General features: G+C 41.7%; 18 protein-coding genes. 7 read left to right on the top strand and 11 right to left on the bottom strand.

The window, feature by feature from the left end; genetic code table 11:
- Positions 1 to 121: 121 nt before the first annotated feature.
- Positions 122 to 967 (top strand): HDOD domain-containing protein, encoded by an 846-nt coding sequence (locus tag L1077_RS12315; protein ID WP_237137116.1) that lies wholly within the window; start codon positions 122 to 124, stop codon positions 965 to 967.
- Between the two features lie 41 nt (positions 968 to 1,008).
- Here L1077_RS12315 and metK read toward each other — a convergent pair whose 3' ends face one another.
- A complete protein-coding gene (metK, locus tag L1077_RS12310) occupies positions 1,009 to 2,160 on the bottom strand; it encodes a methionine adenosyltransferase (protein WP_237137115.1) in 1,152 nt (383 codons plus the stop codon).
- A 262-nt stretch (positions 2,161 to 2,422) separates the two neighbouring features.
- Between metK and tkt the strand changes: the two genes are divergently transcribed.
- Positions 2,423 to 4,414, top strand: a complete 1,992-nt coding sequence (tkt, locus tag L1077_RS12305) for a transketolase (RefSeq protein WP_237137114.1) — start codon at positions 2,423 to 2,425, stop codon at positions 4,412 to 4,414.
- A gap of 126 nt (positions 4,415 to 4,540) precedes the next feature.
- On the opposite strand, the gene L1077_RS12300 is transcribed toward tkt, so the two are convergent.
- The 7 genes from L1077_RS12300 to lptD form a co-directional block, all read right to left on the bottom strand.
- Positions 4,541 to 6,556, bottom strand: coding sequence for a methyl-accepting chemotaxis protein (locus tag L1077_RS12300; RefSeq protein WP_237137113.1), 2,016 nt, complete (start codon positions 6,554 to 6,556; stop codon positions 4,541 to 4,543).
- A 115-nt stretch (positions 6,557 to 6,671) separates the two neighbouring features.
- Entirely contained in the window at positions 6,672 to 7,472 is an 801-nt protein-coding gene (locus tag L1077_RS12295; protein WP_237137112.1) for a symmetrical bis(5'-nucleosyl)-tetraphosphatase, read from the bottom strand.
- 2 nt (positions 7,473 to 7,474) lie between these two features.
- The gene (gene apaG, locus L1077_RS12290; protein WP_237137111.1) at positions 7,475 to 7,864 is read right to left on the bottom strand and encodes a Co2+/Mg2+ efflux protein ApaG; all 390 of its coding nucleotides are present in this window, start codon (positions 7,862 to 7,864) and stop codon (positions 7,475 to 7,477) included.
- Positions 7,848 to 8,654: a 16S rRNA (adenine(1518)-N(6)/adenine(1519)-N(6))-dimethyltransferase RsmA gene (gene rsmA, locus L1077_RS12285; protein WP_237137110.1), complete on the bottom strand. Its 807-nt coding sequence runs from the start codon at positions 8,652 to 8,654 to the stop codon at positions 7,848 to 7,850. The genes apaG and rsmA overlap by 17 nt, the downstream gene beginning before the upstream one ends.
- Positions 8,651 to 9,643, bottom strand: a complete 993-nt coding sequence (gene pdxA, locus L1077_RS12280; protein WP_237137109.1) for a 4-hydroxythreonine-4-phosphate dehydrogenase PdxA — start codon at positions 9,641 to 9,643, stop codon at positions 8,651 to 8,653. Before pdxA ends, rsmA begins: the two co-directional genes overlap by 4 nt.
- 11 nt (positions 9,644 to 9,654) lie before the next feature.
- Positions 9,655 to 10,947 (bottom strand): peptidylprolyl isomerase SurA, encoded by a 1,293-nt coding sequence (surA, locus tag L1077_RS12275; protein ID WP_237137108.1) that lies wholly within the window; start codon positions 10,945 to 10,947, stop codon positions 9,655 to 9,657.
- A gap of 14 nt (positions 10,948 to 10,961) precedes the next feature.
- Positions 10,962 to 13,217 carry an LPS assembly protein LptD gene (gene lptD, locus L1077_RS12270; RefSeq protein ID WP_237137107.1) on the bottom strand — a complete coding sequence of 752 codons (2,256 nt, stop codon included), beginning with the start codon at positions 13,215 to 13,217 and terminating at the stop codon, positions 10,962 to 10,964.
- 96 nt (positions 13,218 to 13,313) lie between these two features.
- Between lptD and L1077_RS12265 the strand changes: the two genes are divergently transcribed.
- Genes L1077_RS12265 through djlA form a run of 3 tightly spaced genes read left to right on the top strand, consistent with a single transcriptional unit; the run spans position 13,314 to position 15,890 of the window.
- The gene (locus L1077_RS12265; protein WP_237137106.1) at positions 13,314 to 14,354 is read left to right on the top strand and encodes an aminoglycoside phosphotransferase family protein; all 1,041 of its coding nucleotides are present in this window, start codon (positions 13,314 to 13,316) and stop codon (positions 14,352 to 14,354) included.
- Positions 14,351 to 15,028, top strand: a complete 678-nt coding sequence (gene murU / locus L1077_RS12260; protein WP_237137105.1) for an N-acetylmuramate alpha-1-phosphate uridylyltransferase MurU — start codon at positions 14,351 to 14,353, stop codon at positions 15,026 to 15,028. The genes L1077_RS12265 and murU overlap by 4 nt, the downstream gene beginning before the upstream one ends.
- Positions 15,018 to 15,890, top strand: a complete 873-nt coding sequence (gene djlA / locus L1077_RS12255; RefSeq protein WP_237137104.1) for a co-chaperone DjlA — start codon at positions 15,018 to 15,020, stop codon at positions 15,888 to 15,890. The genes murU and djlA overlap by 11 nt, the downstream gene beginning before the upstream one ends.
- Before the next feature lie 5 nt (positions 15,891 to 15,895).
- Here the strand turns inward: djlA and L1077_RS12250 are convergent, their stop codons facing one another.
- A complete protein-coding gene (locus L1077_RS12250; protein ID WP_237137103.1) occupies positions 15,896 to 16,768 on the bottom strand; it encodes a DUF3530 family protein in 873 nt (290 codons plus the stop codon).
- Between the two features lie 127 nt (positions 16,769 to 16,895).
- Between L1077_RS12250 and L1077_RS12245 the strand changes: the two genes are divergently transcribed.
- The gene (locus L1077_RS12245; protein ID WP_237137102.1) at positions 16,896 to 17,825 is read left to right on the top strand and encodes a DUF368 domain-containing protein; all 930 of its coding nucleotides are present in this window, start codon (positions 16,896 to 16,898) and stop codon (positions 17,823 to 17,825) included.
- 287 nt (positions 17,826 to 18,112) lie between these two features.
- On the top strand, positions 18,113 to 19,558 hold the full coding sequence (gene nhaD / locus L1077_RS12240; RefSeq protein ID WP_237137101.1) for a sodium:proton antiporter NhaD: 1,446 nt from the start codon (positions 18,113 to 18,115) through the stop codon (positions 19,556 to 19,558).
- Between the two features lie 11 nt (positions 19,559 to 19,569).
- Here the strand turns inward: nhaD and L1077_RS12235 are convergent, their stop codons facing one another.
- Both L1077_RS12235 and L1077_RS12230 read right to left on the bottom strand, forming a co-directional pair.
- Positions 19,570 to 20,562, bottom strand: coding sequence for an ATP-dependent 6-phosphofructokinase (locus L1077_RS12235; protein WP_237137100.1), 993 nt, complete (start codon positions 20,560 to 20,562; stop codon positions 19,570 to 19,572).
- 69 nt (positions 20,563 to 20,631) lie between these two features.
- The gene (locus L1077_RS12230; RefSeq protein ID WP_237137099.1) at positions 20,632 to 22,464 is read right to left on the bottom strand and encodes a choice-of-anchor I family protein; all 1,833 of its coding nucleotides are present in this window, start codon (positions 22,462 to 22,464) and stop codon (positions 20,632 to 20,634) included.
- Positions 22,465 to 22,502 lie beyond the last annotated feature (38 nt).

Below are 22,502 nucleotides of genomic sequence, written 5' to 3'. Positions count from 1 at the left end.
TCAGTTTTAAAGTCGTGGTTTTCAAAATCATGCAACATGCATTGTTATAGATTATGAAATAGTTGCGACAGGTCAAAGTTGATCTACTACACTAAAATCAAAGCCGCTACATAGGTGACCTATGATAGATATTGATGACAAAGTTTTAGCAGACTTAAGGTCAGGTTTTAGTATACCAGCCAAGCCAGAAATTTTACAAAGCCTCCAAGATGAATTAAACAAAGATGAACCTGAATTAAATCGGGTCGCAGCTATTATTACAGAAGATGTTGCTACGTCTGCTGCTGTACTTAAAGTTATCAACTCTCCTGCATACGGTATGTCGAGAACTGTGACGGATATTAAACAGGCAGTGATGTTTTTGGGTATGAACTGTATTACTCAAGTCGTTACTGGGCATTTGCTAAAAAGTGCTTTTGCGCAGGATGATTGTTGTATTTCATTACAGCGCTTTTGGGATAGTGCGTCTGATATTTCACAAGTGGCCATGCTCATCGGAAAAAAAGCAAATTCGGCAATTCCAATTGAGGATTTACAGTTACTTGGTCTGTTCCATGACGCTGGGGTGCCAGCAATGGCAATGCGCTTTGAGGATTATAATGAAGTGTTGATGCGTGCTGCACAACGTCCTGAGCACTCCTTGATAGAATATGAAGCACAGCAGTACGCAACAAATCATACTGTGGTGGGGTATTATTTAGCAAGTTCTTGGCATTTGCCAAAAAGAGTATGCCAAATTATCTTACGACATCATGATCCGTCGTTTTTTCAAGATAGTGACTCTAAGGTTGAAAAACAAATCATGGCGACATTGAAGCTCGCGGAAAACTTTTGTTTTGAAATAAAGCACTTTAGGAGTTGTGCTGATTGGCATACATTTAAAGATGATGTGATGCTTGCTTTAGATTTGAGCGATGATGACTATACAGATATAAAAGAAGATGTAGAAGAGTATTTGATAGGATAAAAAAAGGCGCCAAAGGCGCCTTAATAATAAGTAATGACTTATTAAAGACCTGCAGCAGCTTTAAGTGCTTCTGCTTTATCTGTTTTTTCCCATGGGAACTCTTCACGGCCAAAGTGACCATAAGCAGCAGTTGGCTGGTAAATTGGGCGCTCAAGGTCAAGCATAGTAATAAGGCCGTAAGGACGAAGGTCAAAGTTTTCACGAACTAGTTCGATTAAACGGGCCTCATCTACTTTGCCTGTGCCAAATGTATCAATGCTGATAGACGTTGGCTCTGCAACACCGATAGCGTATGAAACTTGGATTTCACATTTGTCAGCAAGACCTGCAGCAACGATGTTTTTAGCAACATAACGACCAGCGTAAGCTGCTGAGCGGTCAACTTTAGATGGATCTTTACCTGAGAAAGCACCGCCGCCGTGTCTAGCCATACCACCGTAAGTATCAACGATGATCTTACGACCAGTTAAACCACAGTCGCCCATTGGGCCACCGATCACGAAACGACCCGTTGGGTTGATAAAGAATTTAGTCGCGTCAGTGATCAACTCTTTTGGCAGAGTTGGCTTGATGATGGTCTCCATCACTGCTTCAACTAGGTCATCTTGAGACACTGAGTCACAATGTTGAGTAGAAAGCACAACTGCGTCGATACCCACAGGTTTGCCATTTTCATAAGCAAATGTTACCTGTGACTTAGCGTCTGGACGCAACCAAGGTAAAGTACCGTCTTTACGTACTTCAGCCTGACGCTGAACTAAACGATGTGAATAAGTAATTGGCGCAGGCATTAAAACGTCAGTTTCATTACATGCATAACCGAACATCAGACCCTGATCGCCAGCACCTTGTTCTTCTGGGCGAGAGCGGTCGACACCTTGGTTAATATCAGGTGACTGCTTACCAATAGTATTTAAAATAGCACATGAATCGGCGTCAAAACCCATGTCTGAATGCGTGTAACCAATTTCACGAACTGTTTTACGAGTAAGCTCTTCGATATCTACCCAAGCGCTTGTGGTTACTTCACCACCAACCATGACCATACCTGTTTTTACATAGGTTTCACACGCTACTCGTGCTTTCGGGTCTTGCTCAAGAATTGCATCTAGTACTGCATCTGAAATTTGATCCGCAATTTTATCCGGATGGCCTTCAGAAACTGATTCTGAAGTAAATAAGTGTTTCGCCATTATTTTATACTCACAAAAAGTGCGCTTCGCGAACATGCGTAAAACAGCGCTGGAAAAATCTAGGGCGTTATTCTAACTAAAACAGGGTTATATGCATAGTTTTTTTACGCCTAGACGTCTATTTTTATCTGCTTGCAATTTACTTATTAAAAACAATGTGAATTTATCGTTTTTCTTATGATTTTAATTGCAGTGGTAATTTTATTAGGTAAGAATGGGCCTTTAAAAATCACCGTGCAAACACTTAAAGGTAGGAGAATCCATGCCATCTCGCAAAGAACTTGCAAACGCAATTCGCGTTCTATCCATGGACGCTGTACAAAAGGCTAAATCAGGCCACCCTGGGGCTCCCATGGGCATGGCAGATATCGCAGAGGTACTTTGGCGCGATTATTTGAAGCACAATCCAAATAATCCAGAGTGGGTAGATAGAGATAGATTTGTATTATCAAATGGCCACGGCTCAATGTTAATTTATTCTTTATTACACTTGAGCGGTTATGAGTTATCGATTGATGATTTGAAAAATTTCCGTCAGATGCACTCTAAAACACCTGGCCACCCTGAATATGGGTATGCACCTGGTATTGAAACCACAACTGGCCCCCTTGGACAAGGTATTACTAATGCTGTCGGTATGGCAATTGCCGAAAAGGCACTTGCGGCACAATTTAACCGTGATGAATACGACATTGTAAACCATTTTACTTATGCATTTTTAGGCGATGGCTGTCTGATGGAAGGCATCTCTCATGAAGCATGTTCACTGGCAGGCACTTTAGGCCTTGGCAAGTTAATCGCATTTTGGGATGACAATGGTATTTCAATTGACGGCGAAGTAGAAGGGTGGTTCAGTGATGATACACCTAAGCGCTTTGAGTCTTATGGTTGGCATGTCATTCCAGCTGTAGATGGTCATGATAGCGAAGCTATTAAAGCAGCGATTGAAGCTGCGCGAGCTGAAACAGGCAAGCCAACATTGATTTGTTGTAAAACTGTTATTGGTTATGGTTCACCTAACAAATCAGGTAGCCATGATTGTCACGGTGCGCCATTAGGTGATGATGAAATTAAAGCAGCGCGTGAGTTTTTAGGTTGGAAGCATGATGCTTTCGAGATCCCTGAAGATGTTTATGCTAAATGGAATGGTGCGGCACACGGTCAGCAAATTCAAAGCGAATGGTTGGTTAAATTTACAGAGTACCAGATGCATTACCCAGAGCTTGCTGCTGAGTTTGAGCGTCGTACCAAAGGCGAATTACCAGTAAATTGGACTGAACAAACTGAAGCTTACATTGCTGAGCTACAGGCAAACCCTGCTAACCCTGCAACACGTAAAGCGTCGCAAAATGCACTAAATGCATTTGGCCCAATTTTACCAGAGTTTATGGGGGGCTCAGCGGACCTTGCAGGTTCTAACCTAACAATTTGGGAAGGCTCTAAAGGTCTAACTGCGGACGATGCGTCAGGCAACTATATCTTCTATGGTGTGCGTGAGTTTGGTATGTCTGCAATTATGAATGGTATTGCCCTGCATAAAGGCTTTATTCCTTACGGCGCTACATTCCTAATGTTCATGGAATATGCACGTAATGCAGTGCGTATGGCTGCATTAATGAAGCAACCAAGTATCTTTGTTTATACGCATGACTCAATTGGTCTAGGTGAAGATGGACCAACACACCAACCAGTAGAGCAACTTGCTAATATGCGCTTGACACCTAACTTAGTTAGCTGGCGCCCATGTGATCAGGTTGAGTCAGCAGTCTCATGGCAGCAAGCGATTGAGCGTAAAGACGGTCCTACATCTTTGGTATTTACGCGTCAAGGTCTTGCACAGCAAGCTCGTACTGAAGAGCAAGTTGCTGCAATTAAGCGCGGTGGCTATGTATTAAGTTGTGATACAAACCCTGAGGTGATCCTGATTGCAACTGGTTCAGAAGTTCAATTAGCTGTAGAAGCAGCAGAGCAATTGCGTGAAGAAGGTAAAAAAGTACGTGTTGTTTCAATGCCTTCAACAGATGTATTTGATGCGCAATCTGCAGAGTATAAAGAATCAGTATTACCTGCATCGGTAACTCGTCGAGTTGCAATTGAAGCGGGTATTGAAGATTTCTGGTACAAATATGTTGGCTTAAATGGTGCTATTGTTGGTATGAGTACTTTTGGTGAATCGGCACCTGCTGGTGAACTATTTAAGCACTTTGGCTTCACTGTTGAAAACGTAGTGGCTAAAGCAACCGCTTTATTCTAATCGCGTTTCAGCAATTAAAAAACCGCCCAGTAAGGCGGTTTTTTTGTGTGTATGTTTTTACTCTATTTTTTAAACGATAAGCCCAAATGAAAAATATGGACTTATCGCATAATTAAGTCAGTCTATTTACACTCTAAACTGTGATACAGATTGACGTAGCTCTTCGGCAAGTTTTGCGACTTCTGAGCTGGAAGTTGAAGTTTGATTTGCGCCTTCAGCTGTTTGCTCGGCGATCGTTACAATTGATTCAAGGCGTTCACTGATCTCCTGAGATACCTGTTGCTGCTCGTTTGCTGCAGTTGCAATTTCCTCACTCACATCGTGTGCTCTTGAAACCGCATCAGTGATAGAGTTCAGTGCTTCGTTGGCGATATCGCTCTGTGCCACACATGATTCTGCTTGCTGTTGTCCTTTTGACATCGCGGTAACCGCTTCTTCAGCCCCAGCTTGCAATGATTCAATCATTGACTGGATCTCTTGAGTTGATTCTTGTGTTTTACTTGCCAAAGAGCGTACCTCGTCTGCAACTACCGCAAAGCCACGGCCTTGCTCACCTGCACGGGCAGCTTCAATCGCAGCATTTAGCGCGAGTAAATTAGTTTGTTCGGCAATTCCACGAATAACATCTAAGATCCCGCCAATAGCAGAACTATCATGGTGGAGTTTATTGATAACGGTAGAAACCTCTTCCACTTCATGAGCCAGCTGCTCGATGGTTCTCTTGTTATCATGTGAGATGCCTTTAACGCGTTCAGCCTCTTGATCTGCGTTTTTAATTTCATCAAGTGCCTGATGGGCACTGTTGCTCACACCGTGCGCCGTACTGCTCATTTCTGTTGTTGCTGTCGCGGCTTGCTCTACTTGAGATTGTTGGCTCTTAATTGCGTGACTAGACTCAGAAGTAATTGCTGATGTTTGTTCTGAGGCAGCTGCCAATTGTGTTGAACGTGACACGATACCTGTGATCAATTCTTTTAAGCTGGTGATAAGCGTGTTACAGCTTTGTGCTAGTTCTCCAAATTCATCTTTTGCAGAGGCATCAAGTGAGTGTGTCATATCACCTCTGGCAACGATATCTAACACGCGGTTTACTTCTGCAAGTGGTTTAGTGATGCGGCTAACAGTAAAATAAGCAATGCCTATAGCTAGCAGAGTAGCTGCAATCATTCCTGTCCAAGTAGCGATGTTGGCAGATGATACATCTTCGGTTACTTCGCTTTGGATTTCAAAGGCCAATTGTTTAGATTGCGCAACCAGTTCACCGAGTTGTTCAAGTGCTTTTTTAGTTGCCTGCTCTGCGCTATTAAGCTCATTTTGTGTATTAATGCGCGCAGTGATTAAGCGTTGACGATTATTTGCAATACTGTCACTACCCTGAAGTTGCTCTTTGAGCGCTCCATAGTATGAATCAAGGTCATTAAGCAAGTCTTCATCTAATTGTGCAACGGTCGAGCGCATTAGTTCGATATTACGATCTATATCCTCAAATACGTAGCTTTGCTCTTTTTTGACGATATCCAAGGTACTTGACTCATTGATGGTGAGTATATCCGCGCTACTGGTGGCCAATGAACTAAATGAGTTTTCTAATTTATTAGCAGCTTGATATGCACGTGAGTTTAACGACTCAAAGCCATCCAAGTCTAAAATATCAACCACAACGGTAGCAGCATCGTCAGCGGCAATTTCTGCTTCTTCTAATTGTGCTATAAGCTGTTTATTTAAACTCATTTCTAATGATTTGTCGGCAAATAGTGAAGTAACCGATTTAGAGAATGTCCCAAAGCTTTCAGCGACATCCTGACTACTGCCTGACAGTGTAGGCTCGTCTTGGACAATTTGGTTTAGAGCTGAATAACTTTGCTCAAAGGTTTTCTGACGAGCATTGAAAGCAGATTTTAAACTGCTCAATTCATCACTGGACTGAGTGTAAAAACTGGCTTGTGCAATTTTACTCATTTGAGTAAATTCGATTTGTAAAGCTGCGCTCCTATCTAGCGCGGGAAGAGACAGATTGTTGACCAGCTGAGTTGAACTATCGATATTTGCGATCCTGAGCAGCGAGTTCACTCCGATGGACAATAAAAGCAGGGTAATTATTATAAAGCCACCCCAAATACGTTGGCTAACGGTTAAATTCATACAAAGATACCATCAAGTTAAAGCAGTACAACCACTTATCGGATTTATTGCGCATTAGTTAAGTATTTTATAGCAGATGTGAATATAAAATTCAGTAAAAACGGATAGGTTTTGATTAATTGCTGTTAATTTGTTCGTTTGTGGACAAATTAAGCAAGGTCATTGGACCACCCCATACACAACCAGTGTCTAATGCAATGACCCGATCTAGATGTGTATTACCTTCTAACGCAGCCCAGTGACCAAAAACGAAACAAGTTTTGCTTGCCTTAAAACGTGGGTGTGTAAACCAAGGTTTTAGCTGTCTACTATCATGGAGCGTACCTTTATTATCAAAGTCAAGAAGCCAGTCTTGTGTTAGAAAGCGCATTCGCGTGAATACATTGACTGTAGTATTGAATTTCATTTGTGGATCGTCGTCTGGCAAATCAATATTTGAATTTTTACCATACATACCTGCTAAAAATTGCGCAGACTTAGCGCCCTGATAACAAGATTGTCCCCATTTTGACAACTCAATTGCTTGTTCTATCGTCCAATGGGGATGTATTCCAGCATGTGAAATGAAGCAATCGAACTCCGGTAGGTAAGTGCATAGGGGTTGTGATTGCAAAAAAGATAGATATTTTGGTAGCGACGCACTAGAAATCAACGCGTCTAGTTTATCCTTGGGATTGGCTTGCTTGCCATTAATCACTGTCGACATTAAATGAAGATCATGATTACCCAAGGTAACAGTGACGGAGTTTTGTAAGGAGTACACATACTGCATGCAGGCTAGGGAATCAGGCCCTCGAGCGACTAGATCCCCGACTAAGTATAAATGGTCTTTACTTGGGTTAAAGTCAACCATCTCTAACAGTTGCTTAAATTGTGTATAGCACCCTTGTAAATCACCTATTACATAGCTTGCCATTATCAGTGCAGTATATCTGGACGATTAAGCCTGAATACACTAATTGGCGCTTTAAACTCAGAGCCGAATTCATTGCGCATTAAGTAGTAGCCTTCCATCGTTCCTACAGGGGTGTCTAATACGGCACCACTGGTATATTGGTAGCTTTCTCCTGGACGAATCGTCGGTTGCTCGCCAACCACGCCTTCTCCCTCAACCTCTGTTTCTTTGCCATTTGCATCAGTGATTAACCAATAACGGCTTTCAAGCTTTGCGCTACACAGGCTATGGTTCTTGATGGTGATAGTGTAAGCAAAAACGTACTTGTCTTTTTCTGGTTGAGACTGCGCCTCCACATAAAAAGTCTCAACAGAGACTTTTATAGGCGTGCCTATTTCACTGTTTGTTGTCATAGATCCAGTTTGCGATTTCAATAAATTGAGAAAGGGAGATATTTTCCGCACGCAGTGACGGATCAATCCCAAGCTGTGTTATTTCTTCTACTGTAAGCAGATTTGAGAGACTATTTCGCAGAGTTTTACGTCTTTGGTTAAAAGCCTCTAGACAAACGGTATTAAGTATTTTGGTACTTTTTGCACTACGTTGTTCTGCTTTTTTAGGAATTAATCTAACCACTGCCGAGTCCACTTTTGGTGCAGGCTTGAAACAGGTAGGTGGCACTTCAATGACTGGCATAGCATGGCAGTAATATTGTGTCATGACACTTAATCGACCATATGCTTTAGAACCAGGACCAGCAACCATTCTATTCACAACCTCTTTTTGTAGCATAAAGTGCATGTGTTCGACATTGTCTGCAAACTCAAATAGATGGAATAATAGGGGCGTTGAAACGTTATATGGTAAGTTACCAAATATCTTTAACTTTGCTGTTTCGCTAACTAGGCTTGAGAAGTCAAACTTCATTGCATCGCCTTGATGAACGTTGAGTTTATTGCCCATTGTTGGGTGAGCAATCAGGCGTTCTGCAAGATCTCTATCAAGTTCAACTACCGTCAGTTTGCCGCTCAGTTCGACCACAGGTTCGGTGATAGCACCTAGACCAGGGCCAATTTCAACAAGGTTATCATTAGGTGTTGGATCTATAGCCGTGACTATTTTGTCGATGATGTTGTCATCATTTAAAAAGTTTTGGCCGAATCTTTTACGGGCACGGTGGCCCAAATGTACTTTATCTGTCATGAATTTTGTATTTTCTTGCTTGCAAGCTTAATTGCTTCGTGAATTGCCAGTTCAAAACTACCAACTTCAACATCACCGGATGCTGCAAGATCAAGAGCAGTGCCATGATCAACGGAAGTTCTAATAAACGGCAATCCCAAAGTAATATTAACTGAGTTACCAAATCCTTTATATTTTAACACAGGTAATCCTTGATCGTGATACATCGCCAGTACCGCATCTGCATTATCAAGATACTTGGCTTGGAAAAGAGTATCCGCAGGGAGTGGACCAATGAAGTTTTTCCCCTCACTATTGAGTCTTGCAAGTACTGGCGAAATTGTATCTATTTCTTCATTACCTAAATGTCCGCCTTCTCCTGCATGTGGATTTAGTCCACAAACAAGTATGCGGGGGTCTTCAACACCAAACTTTGTCTGTAAGTCGTGGTATAAAATATTAGCGACTTTGGTTAGTCGCTCTTGCGTAATTGCCTTTGACACATAGGCTAGAGGTATATGTGTTGTAGCCAATGCTACTCGTAGCCCCGTTGTAGCTAGCATCATGACAACATCTGGTGTATTTGACTGGTGAGCAAAATACTCTGTGTGGCCACTGAACGAAATACCTGCTCTATTTATAATACCTTTGTGAACAGGACCTGTAACAACGGCATCAAATGTGCCATCCATATTTTTCTCTGAGGCAATTCGAAGCGTATCAAGTACGTATTGCCCATTTTGTTCATCAAGTTGTCCCGGTGTAACGTCACAGCCTTTGTCGACTTGAAGATAATATAGCTGCTTTTCTGCGGCTGGCTTTATTTCTTCTTGAGGATCAAACGCAAGCAACTCGATATCTAGACCAAGTTCACTTGCTCTTTGCTCTAGAATGGTGCGGTCAACAACAGCAACAAGCTGGGCAGGCCAGCTTTGTTGGGCTAATTTGATAACTAAGTCAGGGCCAATTCCAGCTGGCTCACCAGGCGTAATCGCTATTCTCAAGCTCATATGTGCTCTTCTTATTTGCTCTCAAGTACTTCAACGTGAGCCTGCTCTCGCATTTCTCTCATCCATTTGAAGCTTTCTTCTTTGAATTTTCTTCTAAATAATAGCTGGTGTGCACGATTCATTTTCGCTTGTTCAGTCTTATCAGCAACACGTTTGTCTAGAAGTTCTACAATATGCCAACCAAATGTACTTCGAAATGGCTCGCTTATCTCATTTTGTTCAAGTCCGAGTAAAGTGTCTCTAAATGCCGGCACATATGTGGTTGGATCAGTCCAGTCGTATTCACCCCCTTTCAATGCGGAGCCTGGGTCTTCAGAGTGCTCCTTTGCAAGTTCTGCAAAGTTCGCTGTACCAGCTCTTAAACCTTTAACAAATCCGGCAAGCATATCTCGTGCTTTTTCTTCACTTAGAATAATTGAAGGCTTCAATAAAATATGTCTAGAACGTACTTCAACTGTTTCTACAACTTCACGGCCGCGGACGTCTTGCACTTTGACTATATGGAAGCCAGCGCCTGAACGTAAAGGGCCGACAAGTTCGTCTTTTTTCTTGCCTTTAATTGCTTCTGCAAATAGCGTTGGCATCTCATTGATGCCCATCCAACCTAGTTGGCCACCTTCTAGAGCATTTGCACCACTGGATGAAGCGATAGCAATGCGTTTAAAGTCCCTACCTTCATTTAAGAATTTAATCACGTTTTCAGCACGCTTTCTCGCATCTTCGACTTCTTCAGGGCTCGCTTTACTGTCTATTTTAATCAAGATGTGACCAACATTGTATTCTTCGGTCTGACCGCTTTGCTGCTCTAAGATTTTATTTAAGTTATCTATCTCTTGTGGGCTAATATACACTCTTCTATCAACTGCACTGCGCTTAACTTGACCAATTGTGATCTCTTTTCGGATCTCTTCTCGGTATGCTTGAAAGCTATCACCTGCGGCTTCAATTGAACGGCGTAAGTCACTAACTGTACCGCCTTGCTCTTTTGCTATATTTGCGAGAGTTTGATCTAAATGAGCATCAGAAATGATCATTCCCATTCTATTCGCCAGTTGGAGAATGAGCGTTTCATCAATGAGTTTGTCTGTAGCTTGAATACGCAGAACCTTGTCAGATGGTAACTCAGTACCTTGCAGTGTAGCTTGTTCTTTAACTCGGTTTATAATTTGGTCCACTTCACTTTGAAGTACGACTCCCTCGTTAACCGTGGCTACGACTTTGTCTATTTGTATACGTTCAGCAAATGCTGGCTTACATAGCGCAACACTTAAAACGGGAATGAGTAACAGCTTTTTGAAATTCATAAGAGTCTTTGTTGTTAATTATTTAAAAAATAGGGTCTACGATAACCGAAAATACCTTGTTTTAGTAAATGGCTCGCATCATATCTTGATTTACTTCCCAACCCTTTTAGCACAAAATTAAAGTTTATGCTTGAATCGAAAACAGGGTCTTGAAAATTGGTGGATTGATTCAAATCAGTCTCAATCGTTCTGTTTCCTGTAATTTGAATAGCCCAACAGCAAGATTCGTATTGCAAGCCTGCAAATACCTCAACACTTCGCTTACTTGTTAAGTCCCGGTGATAACTTGCTACAACTTGCCAACTGTCGTCAATTGGCAAACTTGTGAAGATACCGACCTGATCAATCTCATTACCTGAGACATCATTAACGTAGTGATGGTTCAACTGTACCAGCTTTTTATTATTACCTCGATAATCAATTGTCATGTGCGAGCGGATCAAGTCTTTTTCATCTGCGTCATATTGTATTCCGCCAGAGAAATACCATCTTGGATGCCAGTGTATTTTGGTTTCTGCTGCAAACAATGCGTTATAGTTATTGCCGTCAAAGCGATTATTTAGTGTAGTTTCAGTTGGTTTGACTGAGTTACTTAAATAGATAATTTGGCCGATACTTAAGCTAAAGCGCTCAGTATTTTTATCATCTAATAAACGAGTAGTAGCACCTAACGTAACTTGGTTTGCTTCTGAAATATAATCTACCCCGGAGAAACGACGTTCTCTAAACAAACCAAAAAAGTCATCTTGCATTTTTACAGTATCGTAAGAACCAATTTTGCTCTGATCTTTTTCTGGAGTATATAAATATTGGATCTGTGGCTCTAATGTTTGTATGCCATTTTCAAGTAAGAAATGTGTACTACGTTCCAAGTTTAATTGACCATGAAGACGTACCTGTGGCAAGGTGCGAGACGTTGAGTCCTTATATTCGTTATCGTTAAAATCACCATTTTGCTCATAATGAGTATGTAGTAATGATAATTTTGAATCAAATGACCATGCGTAATCACTGAGGTTGTAAGTCACACTTGGCTCAAGGTGGATACGTGTTGCATCTGTAATCGTAGCCTCATTATTCTTGAAGTGGCTCATTTGACCTGTGAACTGCCAGTCCAAGCCAAAATACTCTTCTGGGGTACGATTTTTGATGGTAATTTCTGGCAGTGCAGAGTAAGACTCAGCATGGTTACCGAGTACTTTAAAGTTTTGTAGTTGCAGATCAACAAGCCAATCTTCGCCTAAGTAACTCAGTTGCCCTTTTCTAGCTAATTGGGTGTCAGTTTGATTTGCGTAGCTAGAGCCAAGATCAGTTAAGTAATTGTCATCGCTAATATTGGTTATATCAATATTGGCACGCCATAAATTATTGAAATAACTTTTTTGTTGCCAATGAACCAAATAACGCTCGTCTAAATTAGGCTCTGACTTATCATTGCCAAGAAACTCTGTTGCAAAAGTACCTGTGTGTTGCTCAGTTAAATATCTAAATTCTGCTTGCAGTTGCAGGCCTTTGTTCGACATATATCTCGGGGTGAGTAAGGCATCATAGTTTTCTGCGAGATTAAAATAATAAGGAGTTACAATTTCTACACCATAACGATTTGAGCTCGATAACGTTGGGGTCAATAGTCCAGATTTTCTTTTGTCATCAATGGGAAATGTGAAATAGGGTACGTAGACAACAGGCGTATTTAATATTTTTAATACCGTATTATATGTTTCACCCCAGCCCTTTTCTTTGTCAAGCGTGATTGTACTCGCCTCAATTTCCCAAAAAGGTGATTGTCCTGGGCATGTAGTGAAGCTAGAGTTGAACAAATCTACTTGCGAACTGGTTGCTCTTAGTTTCTCTGCTTGTCCTTTACCTTGCTGCTGTGTCAATTGATACCGTGCGCCAAGCAAGCTAAATTCACTGTGGTTGAGGTCTGCATACATGCCGGTACTGTTAACCATTGTATAATCATCTTGAAATAACAATGGGCCAGATGCGTTTAGCAGACCTTTACGTTTGTCGACCAACGCACTTTTTGCGGTCACGGTCATCGTGTTTGTATTGACCTCAACATCGCCAGAAAACTCTGCACTATCTGTGCCTTGTAGTTCAACCTTATTTGCTTGAATATCGATGGTGTCAGGCAGGATACCTTCCATAGGTTGCCAGTCTTTTGGTTGCAGATAGTCTTTACAGAGTCCGCTAACAGTGTTCGAATTAGCTAAAACTTGTGTACTAATAAGGGGTAGGACTAAAATGCCCCAATTTTTGCTCATTTATCGACCTTGTCTACCTTGCACCACGATTCAGCCAGACATGATAAATGAAAACAGGGTTAAATACAGTAATTAAGATCAGGAATTGGTGAAAATATGGCGAGTTTAAGTCCATTTGATGGGCTCGAAAGAGAGCAAAATAGACAACAGTTTATAGAAACCCATATTAAACAGTTGGTAGGAGATATTGGAGAGATCGATGTTCGGGCGATAACAGGTGATGCGAGTTTTAGGCTTTACTTTCGTGTTCAGTGTGCGCAAGCCCAATTTATCTTGATGGATGTATCTCCCGATAAAGGTGAAATTTCTGCGTTTGTACATTTAAATCAAGTCTTTTCACAAGGGGGACTGGCGGTACCTGAGGTATTGGCTTTTGATGATAAATTAGGGTTTGTACTACTAGAAGATTTGGGGGCCGTTCATCTTGCCGACCTAATCGAAACTGAGCACAGAGAAGCTCATTATATGCGGCTTTTATCTTGGTTGCCGAGAATAGCTAAGCTGCCTGCATCAGAATGGATGAAAGAATATGATCTGGCATTTGTCTTACAAGAGATGGATATTTTTAAATCTTGGTTGTTAGAAAAATGGCTAGGCTATGAGTTAAATGACGAAGAAAACGATAGATGGCAGTGTTTAACAGATAGTTTAGCGCGGTCTATGCTGGTTCAGCCTCAAGTTGTAATGCATCGTGATTTCCATAGTCGAAATGTGATGTATCATGAAGGTAATGATCGGTTAATAGATTACCAAGATGCAGTCGTTGGCCCTGTGTGTTACGACGCCGTTTCTCTACTAAAGGACTGCTACGTAAAGTTACCTGCAGACGAATTTGAAAGATTAAAAAAAGTAAGTTATCAGCAATTGTTGAGTAATGGGCTTTTAGAAGGCATGGAATATGAGCATTATGTTGATTACTTTAACCTGACAGGTCTTCAAAGGCATTTAAAAGCTGCGGGCATTTTTGCTCGGTTAAATCTGCGTGATGGTAAGCCCGGATACTTACCCAATATTCTACCTACTCTAGATTATATTGTGGAAGCTGCTGGTGTATATTCGGATTATCAATGGCTTGCAACTTGGCTTCAATCCGAGATAATACCTATGGTAAAAGATAAACTAGCAGAGTCTTTATGAAAGCAATGATCTTAGCTGCTGGGCGAGGCCAACGTATGATGCCTTTAACCGCACACATGCCAAAACCGATGTTAACAGTGGCAGGCAAGCCTCTGATCGCGTATCACCTTGAGAGATTAAAGCGTGCTGGTATTGATCACGTTGTCATTAATCTAGCGTGGCAAGGGGAAAAGATCGAACAACATTTCGGTGATGGTAGCCAGTTGGGTATGCACATCGAGTATAGCCATGAACCCGAAGGCGGGCTTGAAACCGCTGGCGGTATTGCGATGGCACTACCTAAGTTATGTACAGAGAGAGATGTTTTTGTGGTTATAAACGGTGATATCTTTACTGATTATGACCTGCATGCTTTGACTCAATTGCAGCTGATGGCTGGTGAGGCACACATCGTATTGGTAGAAAACCCAGCACATAACCCCAACGGTGATTTTCGCTTGACGCATCAACCGCTCAATGAACAGACCTACACATTTTCTGGCATAGGCTTGTACCACAAAGATTTTTTTAAAGATGAGGTGATTGCAAAAAAACCGCTAGGTCCGATGTTGCGAACAGCGATAGATGAGCATATGTTATCTTGTGAGCTTTTTTTAGGTCAGTGGCATGATATTGGCACGCCTGAACGGCTTAAAGAAATCAATGCTGTGATGGAGTCGATTAATGTGGGGTAAGCTGCTAGGTGCAGGTTTTGGTTTTTTGTTTGGCAAATGGTTAGGTGCGATCTTGGGCTTTTATCTGGGCCATTTGTTTGATAAAAGCTTAAAACAGGACTTCGACAAAGCGGGGGGGTTTCAAGGCTTTTTTAGTGGGGATGATCTAAACGAACGCCAAGCACTGTTTTTTTCCAGCTGTTTCGCCGTGATGGGGCATATTGCAAAATCAAACGGTAGAGTGAGTGAAGTGCATATCCAAGCAGCATCTGCCTTTATGGATGAAATGTCCTTACATGGGGATGATAGAAAGGAAGCGCAAAGTGCTTTTAACGCAGGTAAGCATGCCGATTTCTCTATTAAAGAGGCTATATACGATTTTAAGGAAGCATTTGCTAAGCGATACGATTTGTTGCAGTTATTCTTAGAAATTCAAATTCAAATGGCTTTTTCTGATGGTCACCTATCATCAAAAGAGCTAGAGCTTTTGAAGCTGGTAAGTAAATACTTAGGTATTGGCGGAAAGCATTTTAATTTTGTTTTGAAACGTTATCAGGCAGAATTTAAGTTTCGTCAACAGCGCGCACAGTGGCAGTCTCAACAAAGTAATCAGCGGTCTAATAAATCACAGAGTAGTGGATATCAACAATCGCACCACAACACAGTGACACCTGAGCCTGAAATTTCTCGAATGCAGGCATTGGCTGTACTTGGGTTGGAGCAAGGAGCTAGCGAGAAAGAAATAAAACGTGCATATCGAAAGCTCATGGCACAGCATCACCCTGACAAATTAGTTTCTCAGGGGTTACCTGAGCATATGATGGAAGTTGCAAAAGCAAAATCGCAAAATATACAAGCTGCTTATGAGGTATTAAAAAAGTAGTGTTTTTATAATTGTCGTAAAAAACCAGCCAATTCTTTTTGTAGTCTGTAATGCTGGTTTTTTTGTGTGTTCTGACCAAATAATTCACGTTGGCGATAATCGTATTTACTGTTTCTTTTAGCCCAGCGACGTCTATCTTTTACTGTGTGGAGCACAGCAGGGTTATCATAAGAGTAAAAAACATCTAATAATGCTGGGCTCACTAAAGATAGACTGGCTGCAAGATGTTTATTTCTGTTTGGGTGAGCAAGTTGTGCACTGACAGTGATTAAAGCATCAACTCTTATCTGTGGCAAGGTTGCTAGGTGTTCTGCAAAAAGCCCTGCACTGTTACCAAAAGCTAAAATGGCAATATGTTCGCTCTTTCTCAGTGCCAGCGTTTTGTAAAGTGCATCAAAGCGCGCTATTAACTCCATTTTATAATCATTTAGCGCTGATTCACTCACAAAGGAAATTGTATTTTGTTGCCTCGACGTTGGCTGATTCTGGTCTGTGTCAATAATGCCATCTTGAATCATATTTGCGTTGATATTCAGCTCTGGTGATGGAATAACATATGTGTCATAACCATCATCATTAAGCGCTTCTCTTAGGTAACTTAACCCATTACCTTGCAATGGAGATTGCTCAATACCAGGAAGCATAACGATAATACCGCGCTTATTGCTACTCATATATTCAGAAAACAACACTGGTATTTCTCGTTCGTCGTCTTTGATGGTTACAAATGAGTCATTAGATAGCCAGTATCCCAAATCAGATTTGATTACCTCAGTTTTCGGTTGCGGTTCAATGTGTTCCGCAGCTTGACTGACACTGTGAAATGCCAATATGACACTGAAGTAAAGCGCCAAATATAACTTAGTCTGTTTTCTCATAGTGCAAGTAAATAGATATGCTGTTTATTTTACTATCGGCTAAAAGCCACTTAGCTTTAGCATTTTAATTTGGGAATTTGATACAATGGGCAAATATGCAGTAATGGAAATGAGAGGATGTCAAAATATGGCAGATAGCAAGCGCGATTACATTTGGTTGTTTTTTAAAGGTGCAGGTATGGGTGCTGCCGACCTTGTACCTGGCGTATCTGGTGGGACCGTGGCTTTTATTACAGGTATTTATGCTCGTCTATTAGCAGCCATTAACAGTGTGGATACTGCAGTACTAAAAATGGTTTTGAAGGGCCAAATTAAGGCAGCTTGGTCACATATTGACGGTAATTTTCTACTTGCAGTATTTGGTGGCTTATTTACAAGTGCATTAGCTCTATCAAAAATCATTGCTTATTTACTTGAGCATCACCAAACTTTTGTTTGGTCGTTCTTTTTTGGCTTGATCATTGCCTCATTTGTTTATATCGCCAAACAAGTTAAGCGTTGGCAGTTAAAGCATATTATCAGTTGTTCACTCGGTATAGTGATTGCAGTATTGATAACGTCGTTAAGTCCGGCTGAAGCACAAGCACAACCGTGGCTTTATTTTGTTGCGGGAAGCATTGCTATTTGTGCGATGATACTACCAGGTATTTCGGGTAGCTTTATTTTGCTACTTCTGGGTATGTACGGTCATGTATTAACGGCAATCAATGAACGAGAGTTTATGCTCATTGGTTTGTTTTTGATGGGGTGTGTATGTGGGCTGATGGTATTTTCAAGGTTTTTATCTTGGTTATTAGCAAGATTTGAACAAGTGACTTTTGCCTTGTTAGCTGGCTTTTTAATCGGCTCTCTTAATATGTTGTGGCCATGGAAAAAAGTCGTCTCTACTTACGTCAACTCAAGTGGAATCGAGAAGCCATTGATGCAAAAAAATATCTCGCCTATGGAGTTCTCTCAGTTGACAGGCCAAGATGCGCAATTAGGCATTTGTATTGCACTCGCTGTATTTGGACTCTGCTTAATCCTTGCTCTGGATAAACTTAGTCATCAGGATTAATTCGGTCATTAGCACGTTGCTCATCAAGCCCAAATGCAACGTGCTACTCTTGCTACTTCCTCTGTTTTTATTCCCATCGTGCTATTTATTTTGTGGTATGCAATAAAACCAAGGTAACAAAATAATCACATTCGTTGTTTATCATACAATGCAAGATAAAATACCATGCTTTAACCTGTAGTTTCGTAAATTAGCTGTAAAATTAGACTAGAGTACAATGTCGCAAGTGTAAAATGTGTGTTACTTTCTGGCGAAGATGTACTCACTAAACAAGGAAACACCTTGAAATGAAACTTGTAGGGATCAGTTGCCTGCTATTGTTCTGTTTGCTGGGGATTAATTTCTCAGCGTTCGCTTCTACCACCCAACTCGACTTGACTGCGAATACACTAGGGTTTGTTTGTATCGCTATTTTTGTCGTTGCATATGCACTGGTGATGCTTGAAGAAAAACTCCATATGCGTAAATCCAAGCCGGTCTTAGTCGCTGCAGGTTTAATCTGGATTTTAATTGGTGCATTTTACATTGAGCAAGGTATGCCGGATGCGACTGAGCATGCGTTTCGTCATAACTTACTCGAGTTTGCTGAGTTGATGCTGTTCCTACTGGTTGCGATGACCTATATCAATGCGCTTGAAGAACGTAGATTGTTTGATGCGCTGCGTGCTTGGATGGTGAGAAAAGAGTTTAATTATAAAACCCTATTTTGGTTAACTGGATTTCTATCATTTTTTATATCCCCAATTGCAGATAACTTAACGACCGCTTTGCTCATGTGTGCTGTGGTAATGAAAGTAGCAGAGGGCGATAAAAAGTTCATTAATTTGAGTTGTATAAACATTGTTGTTGCTGCAAATGCAGGTGGTGCATTTAGTCCTTTTGGTGACATTACTACCTTGATGGTGTGGCAAGCTGGCATGGTTAAGTTTAATGAGTTTTTTGTTTTACTTGTGCCATCGATCGCCAATTATGTTGTCCCAGCGGCAATTATGAGCTTTTTTGTTGCAGATAAGAAGCCTGCCGCAAGTTGCGAAAGTGTAGAGCTTAAACGCGGTGCGCTGCGTATTCTTACACTCTTCTTACTCACTGTCGCTACGGCAGTAATGTGCCATAGCTTACTACATTTACCCCCTGTGCTTGGCATGATGATGGGGTTGGGGTATTTACAGTTTTTCGGTTACTTTTTAAGAGTGACATTGCCAGGGTCACTGGCTCGCAAAATGGCGATGGCAGAGCGTGAAGGCGATAAAGAGCGATTGAAAAAGCTCGGTAGTGTTGTGCCTTTTGACGTCTTTAGCAAAGTATCAAGGGCAGAGTGGGACACTTTGCTGTTCTTTTACGGCATCGTTATGTGTGTTGGGGGGCTTGGTTTCTTAGGGTATCTAAATCTCATGTCCCATGTGCTGTATGGTGGCTGGTCTGCAACAGGGGCGAATGTATTCTTAGGCGTTATTTCTGCTGTCATTGATAATATTCCAGTTATGTTTGCAGTATTATCAATGCAACCCGAAATGTCCCATGGACAATGGTTGTTGATAACTTTGACCGCAGGTGTAGGCGGAAGCCTACTCTCTATCGGATCTGCAGCAGGGGTCGCCTTAATGGGGCAAGCTAGAGGTAACTACACTTTTTTTGGTCACTTAAAATGGACCCCAGTCATTGCGCTCGGTTATGCTGCCAGCATCGCAGTACATCTTTGGTTAAATGCTGATTTATTCACTATTTATGGCTAGCACATATCTATTTAGTGGTTTAATTTAGATATATGGTGGTAGGCCGAGTGTAGTGCTCGGTCTACTGGCTTGTTTTGTTCAGTGGCTCTGATAATACAGTGCCGTGAAATTTGACCATTGACTTTGCCCACCATGATCCCGGTATTATGTTTGGCTGCACTCACTGCTTCAATACCTAACTCAGTGGCTAAGATACGATCCTCAGGGCAGGGGCTTCCACCGCGTTGTATATACCCCAATACACATACTGCGCTTTCAATATTTGCGGTGTCTCTCAAGGCTTGTTGCAGTCCATGGGGCCCTTTAGGCCACAGGTTTTCAGCTAGTACAATCACAAAGCCTGTATGTTGCTCCAATAGTTGCGATTGTATTTGAGCTATCAGGTGAGACTTGGCTTGCTCCAAACTATTGAGGTTGCAGTTTTCAAATGAAAGAATGGCTTCAGCACCTGCTGCCAAGCCGACATTAAATGCAATATGACCACTACGACGACCCATGACTTCGACAATAAAAACGCGTTCAAATGCGTTGGCTGTGTCACGAATTTTATCTATAGCCTGTGTTGCCGTATTAACGGCACTGGTAAAGCCAATCGTTTTATCTGTACAAGCAATATCGTTATCTATGGTCGCGGGCACACCAATAAGGTTCCCAAGCCAGTACCCCTGTAGTGCCATCATGCCTCTAAACGAACCATCCCCGCCGATGACGATAAGGGCATCTACCTTGTGTTTGTTGAGTGTATTGGCAGCTTGCTTTACCCCTTCATCCTGGTGCATCTCTTTACAGCGAGCACTTTTTAAAATTGTGCCCCCGCGCTGGATAATAGGTGAAACTAGAGCGGGAATTAGAAATGTGAATTCATCATTTATAAGGCCATTATAGCCATGATAGAAGCCGAGACATTCGATTTGTTGATCATGACATGAAAATACAATAGCGCGTATTGCAGCGTTCATGCCAGGCGCATCGCCGCCACTGGTGATAATTGCTATGCGTTTCATTATTTCCCTCAATAAAAAAGGAGCATGCAAATTTTAGCCTAGACAGCGATGCATAAATGTCAAAGTTGTTTACTGACTGGATAAAGACCAAATTGACACACTACCTGAAATCTCATTACCTACAATTAGCAAAGCTTCTCCTGTTGGGCTTTGTGCTTGATCAATGAAAATCATTCCTTCTGGGGCGAGGTCTCCACTTATTTGCGTATCGGCTTCTAACCCTCTGTTGATCATATAAGTGTTCATGGTGACATTAAATGGATTGGTAACGTCATAGACCATGATGCCGCCCATTCTTTCTAAGCCTATAAATGCATAAGTACGGTCATTGATTTGGCCAATAGCAAGCGCTTCTGGTTCGGCACCTTTAGCGTCTGAACGTGTATCACCCTTGTTTTCATCTTCATCATTGTTGAAAGCTTCGCCATGGATGGCTGCTGTGATTTTCCCAATGTCATCACCTGAATCATAAACTCTATGGCCATGATGATCCCAGATTGAAAATGAGCGAGCACCATAAGTGTAAAGCGCTTCATATTGGTTGTCGTTGTCTGAATCACCTAATACGGTACTTACTTTCAGCCTGCCGATATCTTGATCATCATTGTTAAGGTAGTCGAAGTTGTTGCTAAGTGTTAAGTCTTCAGCTCTTACCTCATCAGTGTAAGCAAGACAGCCGTCATCATTGTCGAATTCCAGGCCGCCTTCAGCTAAACAAGTTGCTTCGTCAGGGGAGTCAAAAAAGTATTCCCTACCATCGCCTTCATTAGCAGAAATAATGAAGTTGGCACCTTGCCATTGATAGGCTGCGATCGTATCGGGTTGATACATACCGTACAATCCAGGATAAGTTGCGAAGTTAATTGCGTTGTCTTTATCTGATGCATCGAGTGTCGATTTACCCCAGTCTTTGAAGCCAAGAGCATGTATGGAGAGGCTATTGTCAGTTAAGTCGACTTTGGCGATTGCATTATTTTCTTGCAGTGAAACATAGGCATAGCGGCTATCTTTGCTGATTGTGACATATTCAGGCTCTAGGTCCATCGATACAGTCGTATTAATGGTATTACCTTTGATTGTACGCCCCGTCGGATTTGCAAATACAACACCTTGGGTTTTTAGCACAGCCAACTGACTATCAAACTGATTGAAATTTAAAATGCTTGCGGTATCGGATATTTGACCGTTATTTATGTCGATGACTGCGATGCTACCTTCTGGGTCGATACTATAATCCCCTTTAGGTTCTCCTTCATTTGCGACTACGACTTTTTGCCCGTCAGGGCTAAATGTAACCATGTCTGGCAGGTTGCCAACAGTCACCGATTTCATAAACTTAGGCGTGTTAGCAATATCGAAAAATACGATTTTACCTGATTGGCCGGTGTCTTTGGCGATTGCAACCGCGAGTAAATTATCGTGAATAGCTAGGCTGTTTGCATCGCCTGTTTCAAATTCACTCAGGTTGATACTGGCATTGCTCTGTAAATTGGTATTGGTTACCACACCTTCTGCATTATTCGTCAGTGTTTGTGGGTCCATGTCCGCGATATTGATTATTTCAATTGTAGCTGGTGAAGAGGAGCTGTTTAGGGCAAAGATACGCTGACCTTGAGCGTGGTAGGCAACTATCTCTGCAGCGCCTTCTGGACTTTCTGCGTTGAGCACTGCTCGGCCAATAAGCTTAGGAGTAATTTGTTGGAGTGAGTCTAAGCCTGGTGCACCATCTACACCGTTTGTACCTGGTTCCCCGTTATCTCCTTTGTCGCCAGTGCTACCAGTCTCTCCGATCTGGCCGTTGCTACCATTTTTACCATCGACTCCATTTCTGCCATCTTCGCCATCAAAAGTACAGCCTGCGAGTAAAGCTGAGATAAGTAATGGAATTACAAGTTGTTTCATTTTTGTTTAGTCCCAAAATATTATTGAATTTAGGAACA

The sequence above is a fragment of the Pseudoalteromonas luteoviolacea genome (assembly GCF_021654285.1).
GTDB classification, from domain to species: domain Bacteria; phylum Pseudomonadota; class Gammaproteobacteria; order Enterobacterales; family Alteromonadaceae; genus Pseudoalteromonas; species Pseudoalteromonas luteoviolacea_J.
Note: the sequence above shows the minus strand (reverse complement) of the source record. Positions and strands in the feature narration are given on the sequence as shown.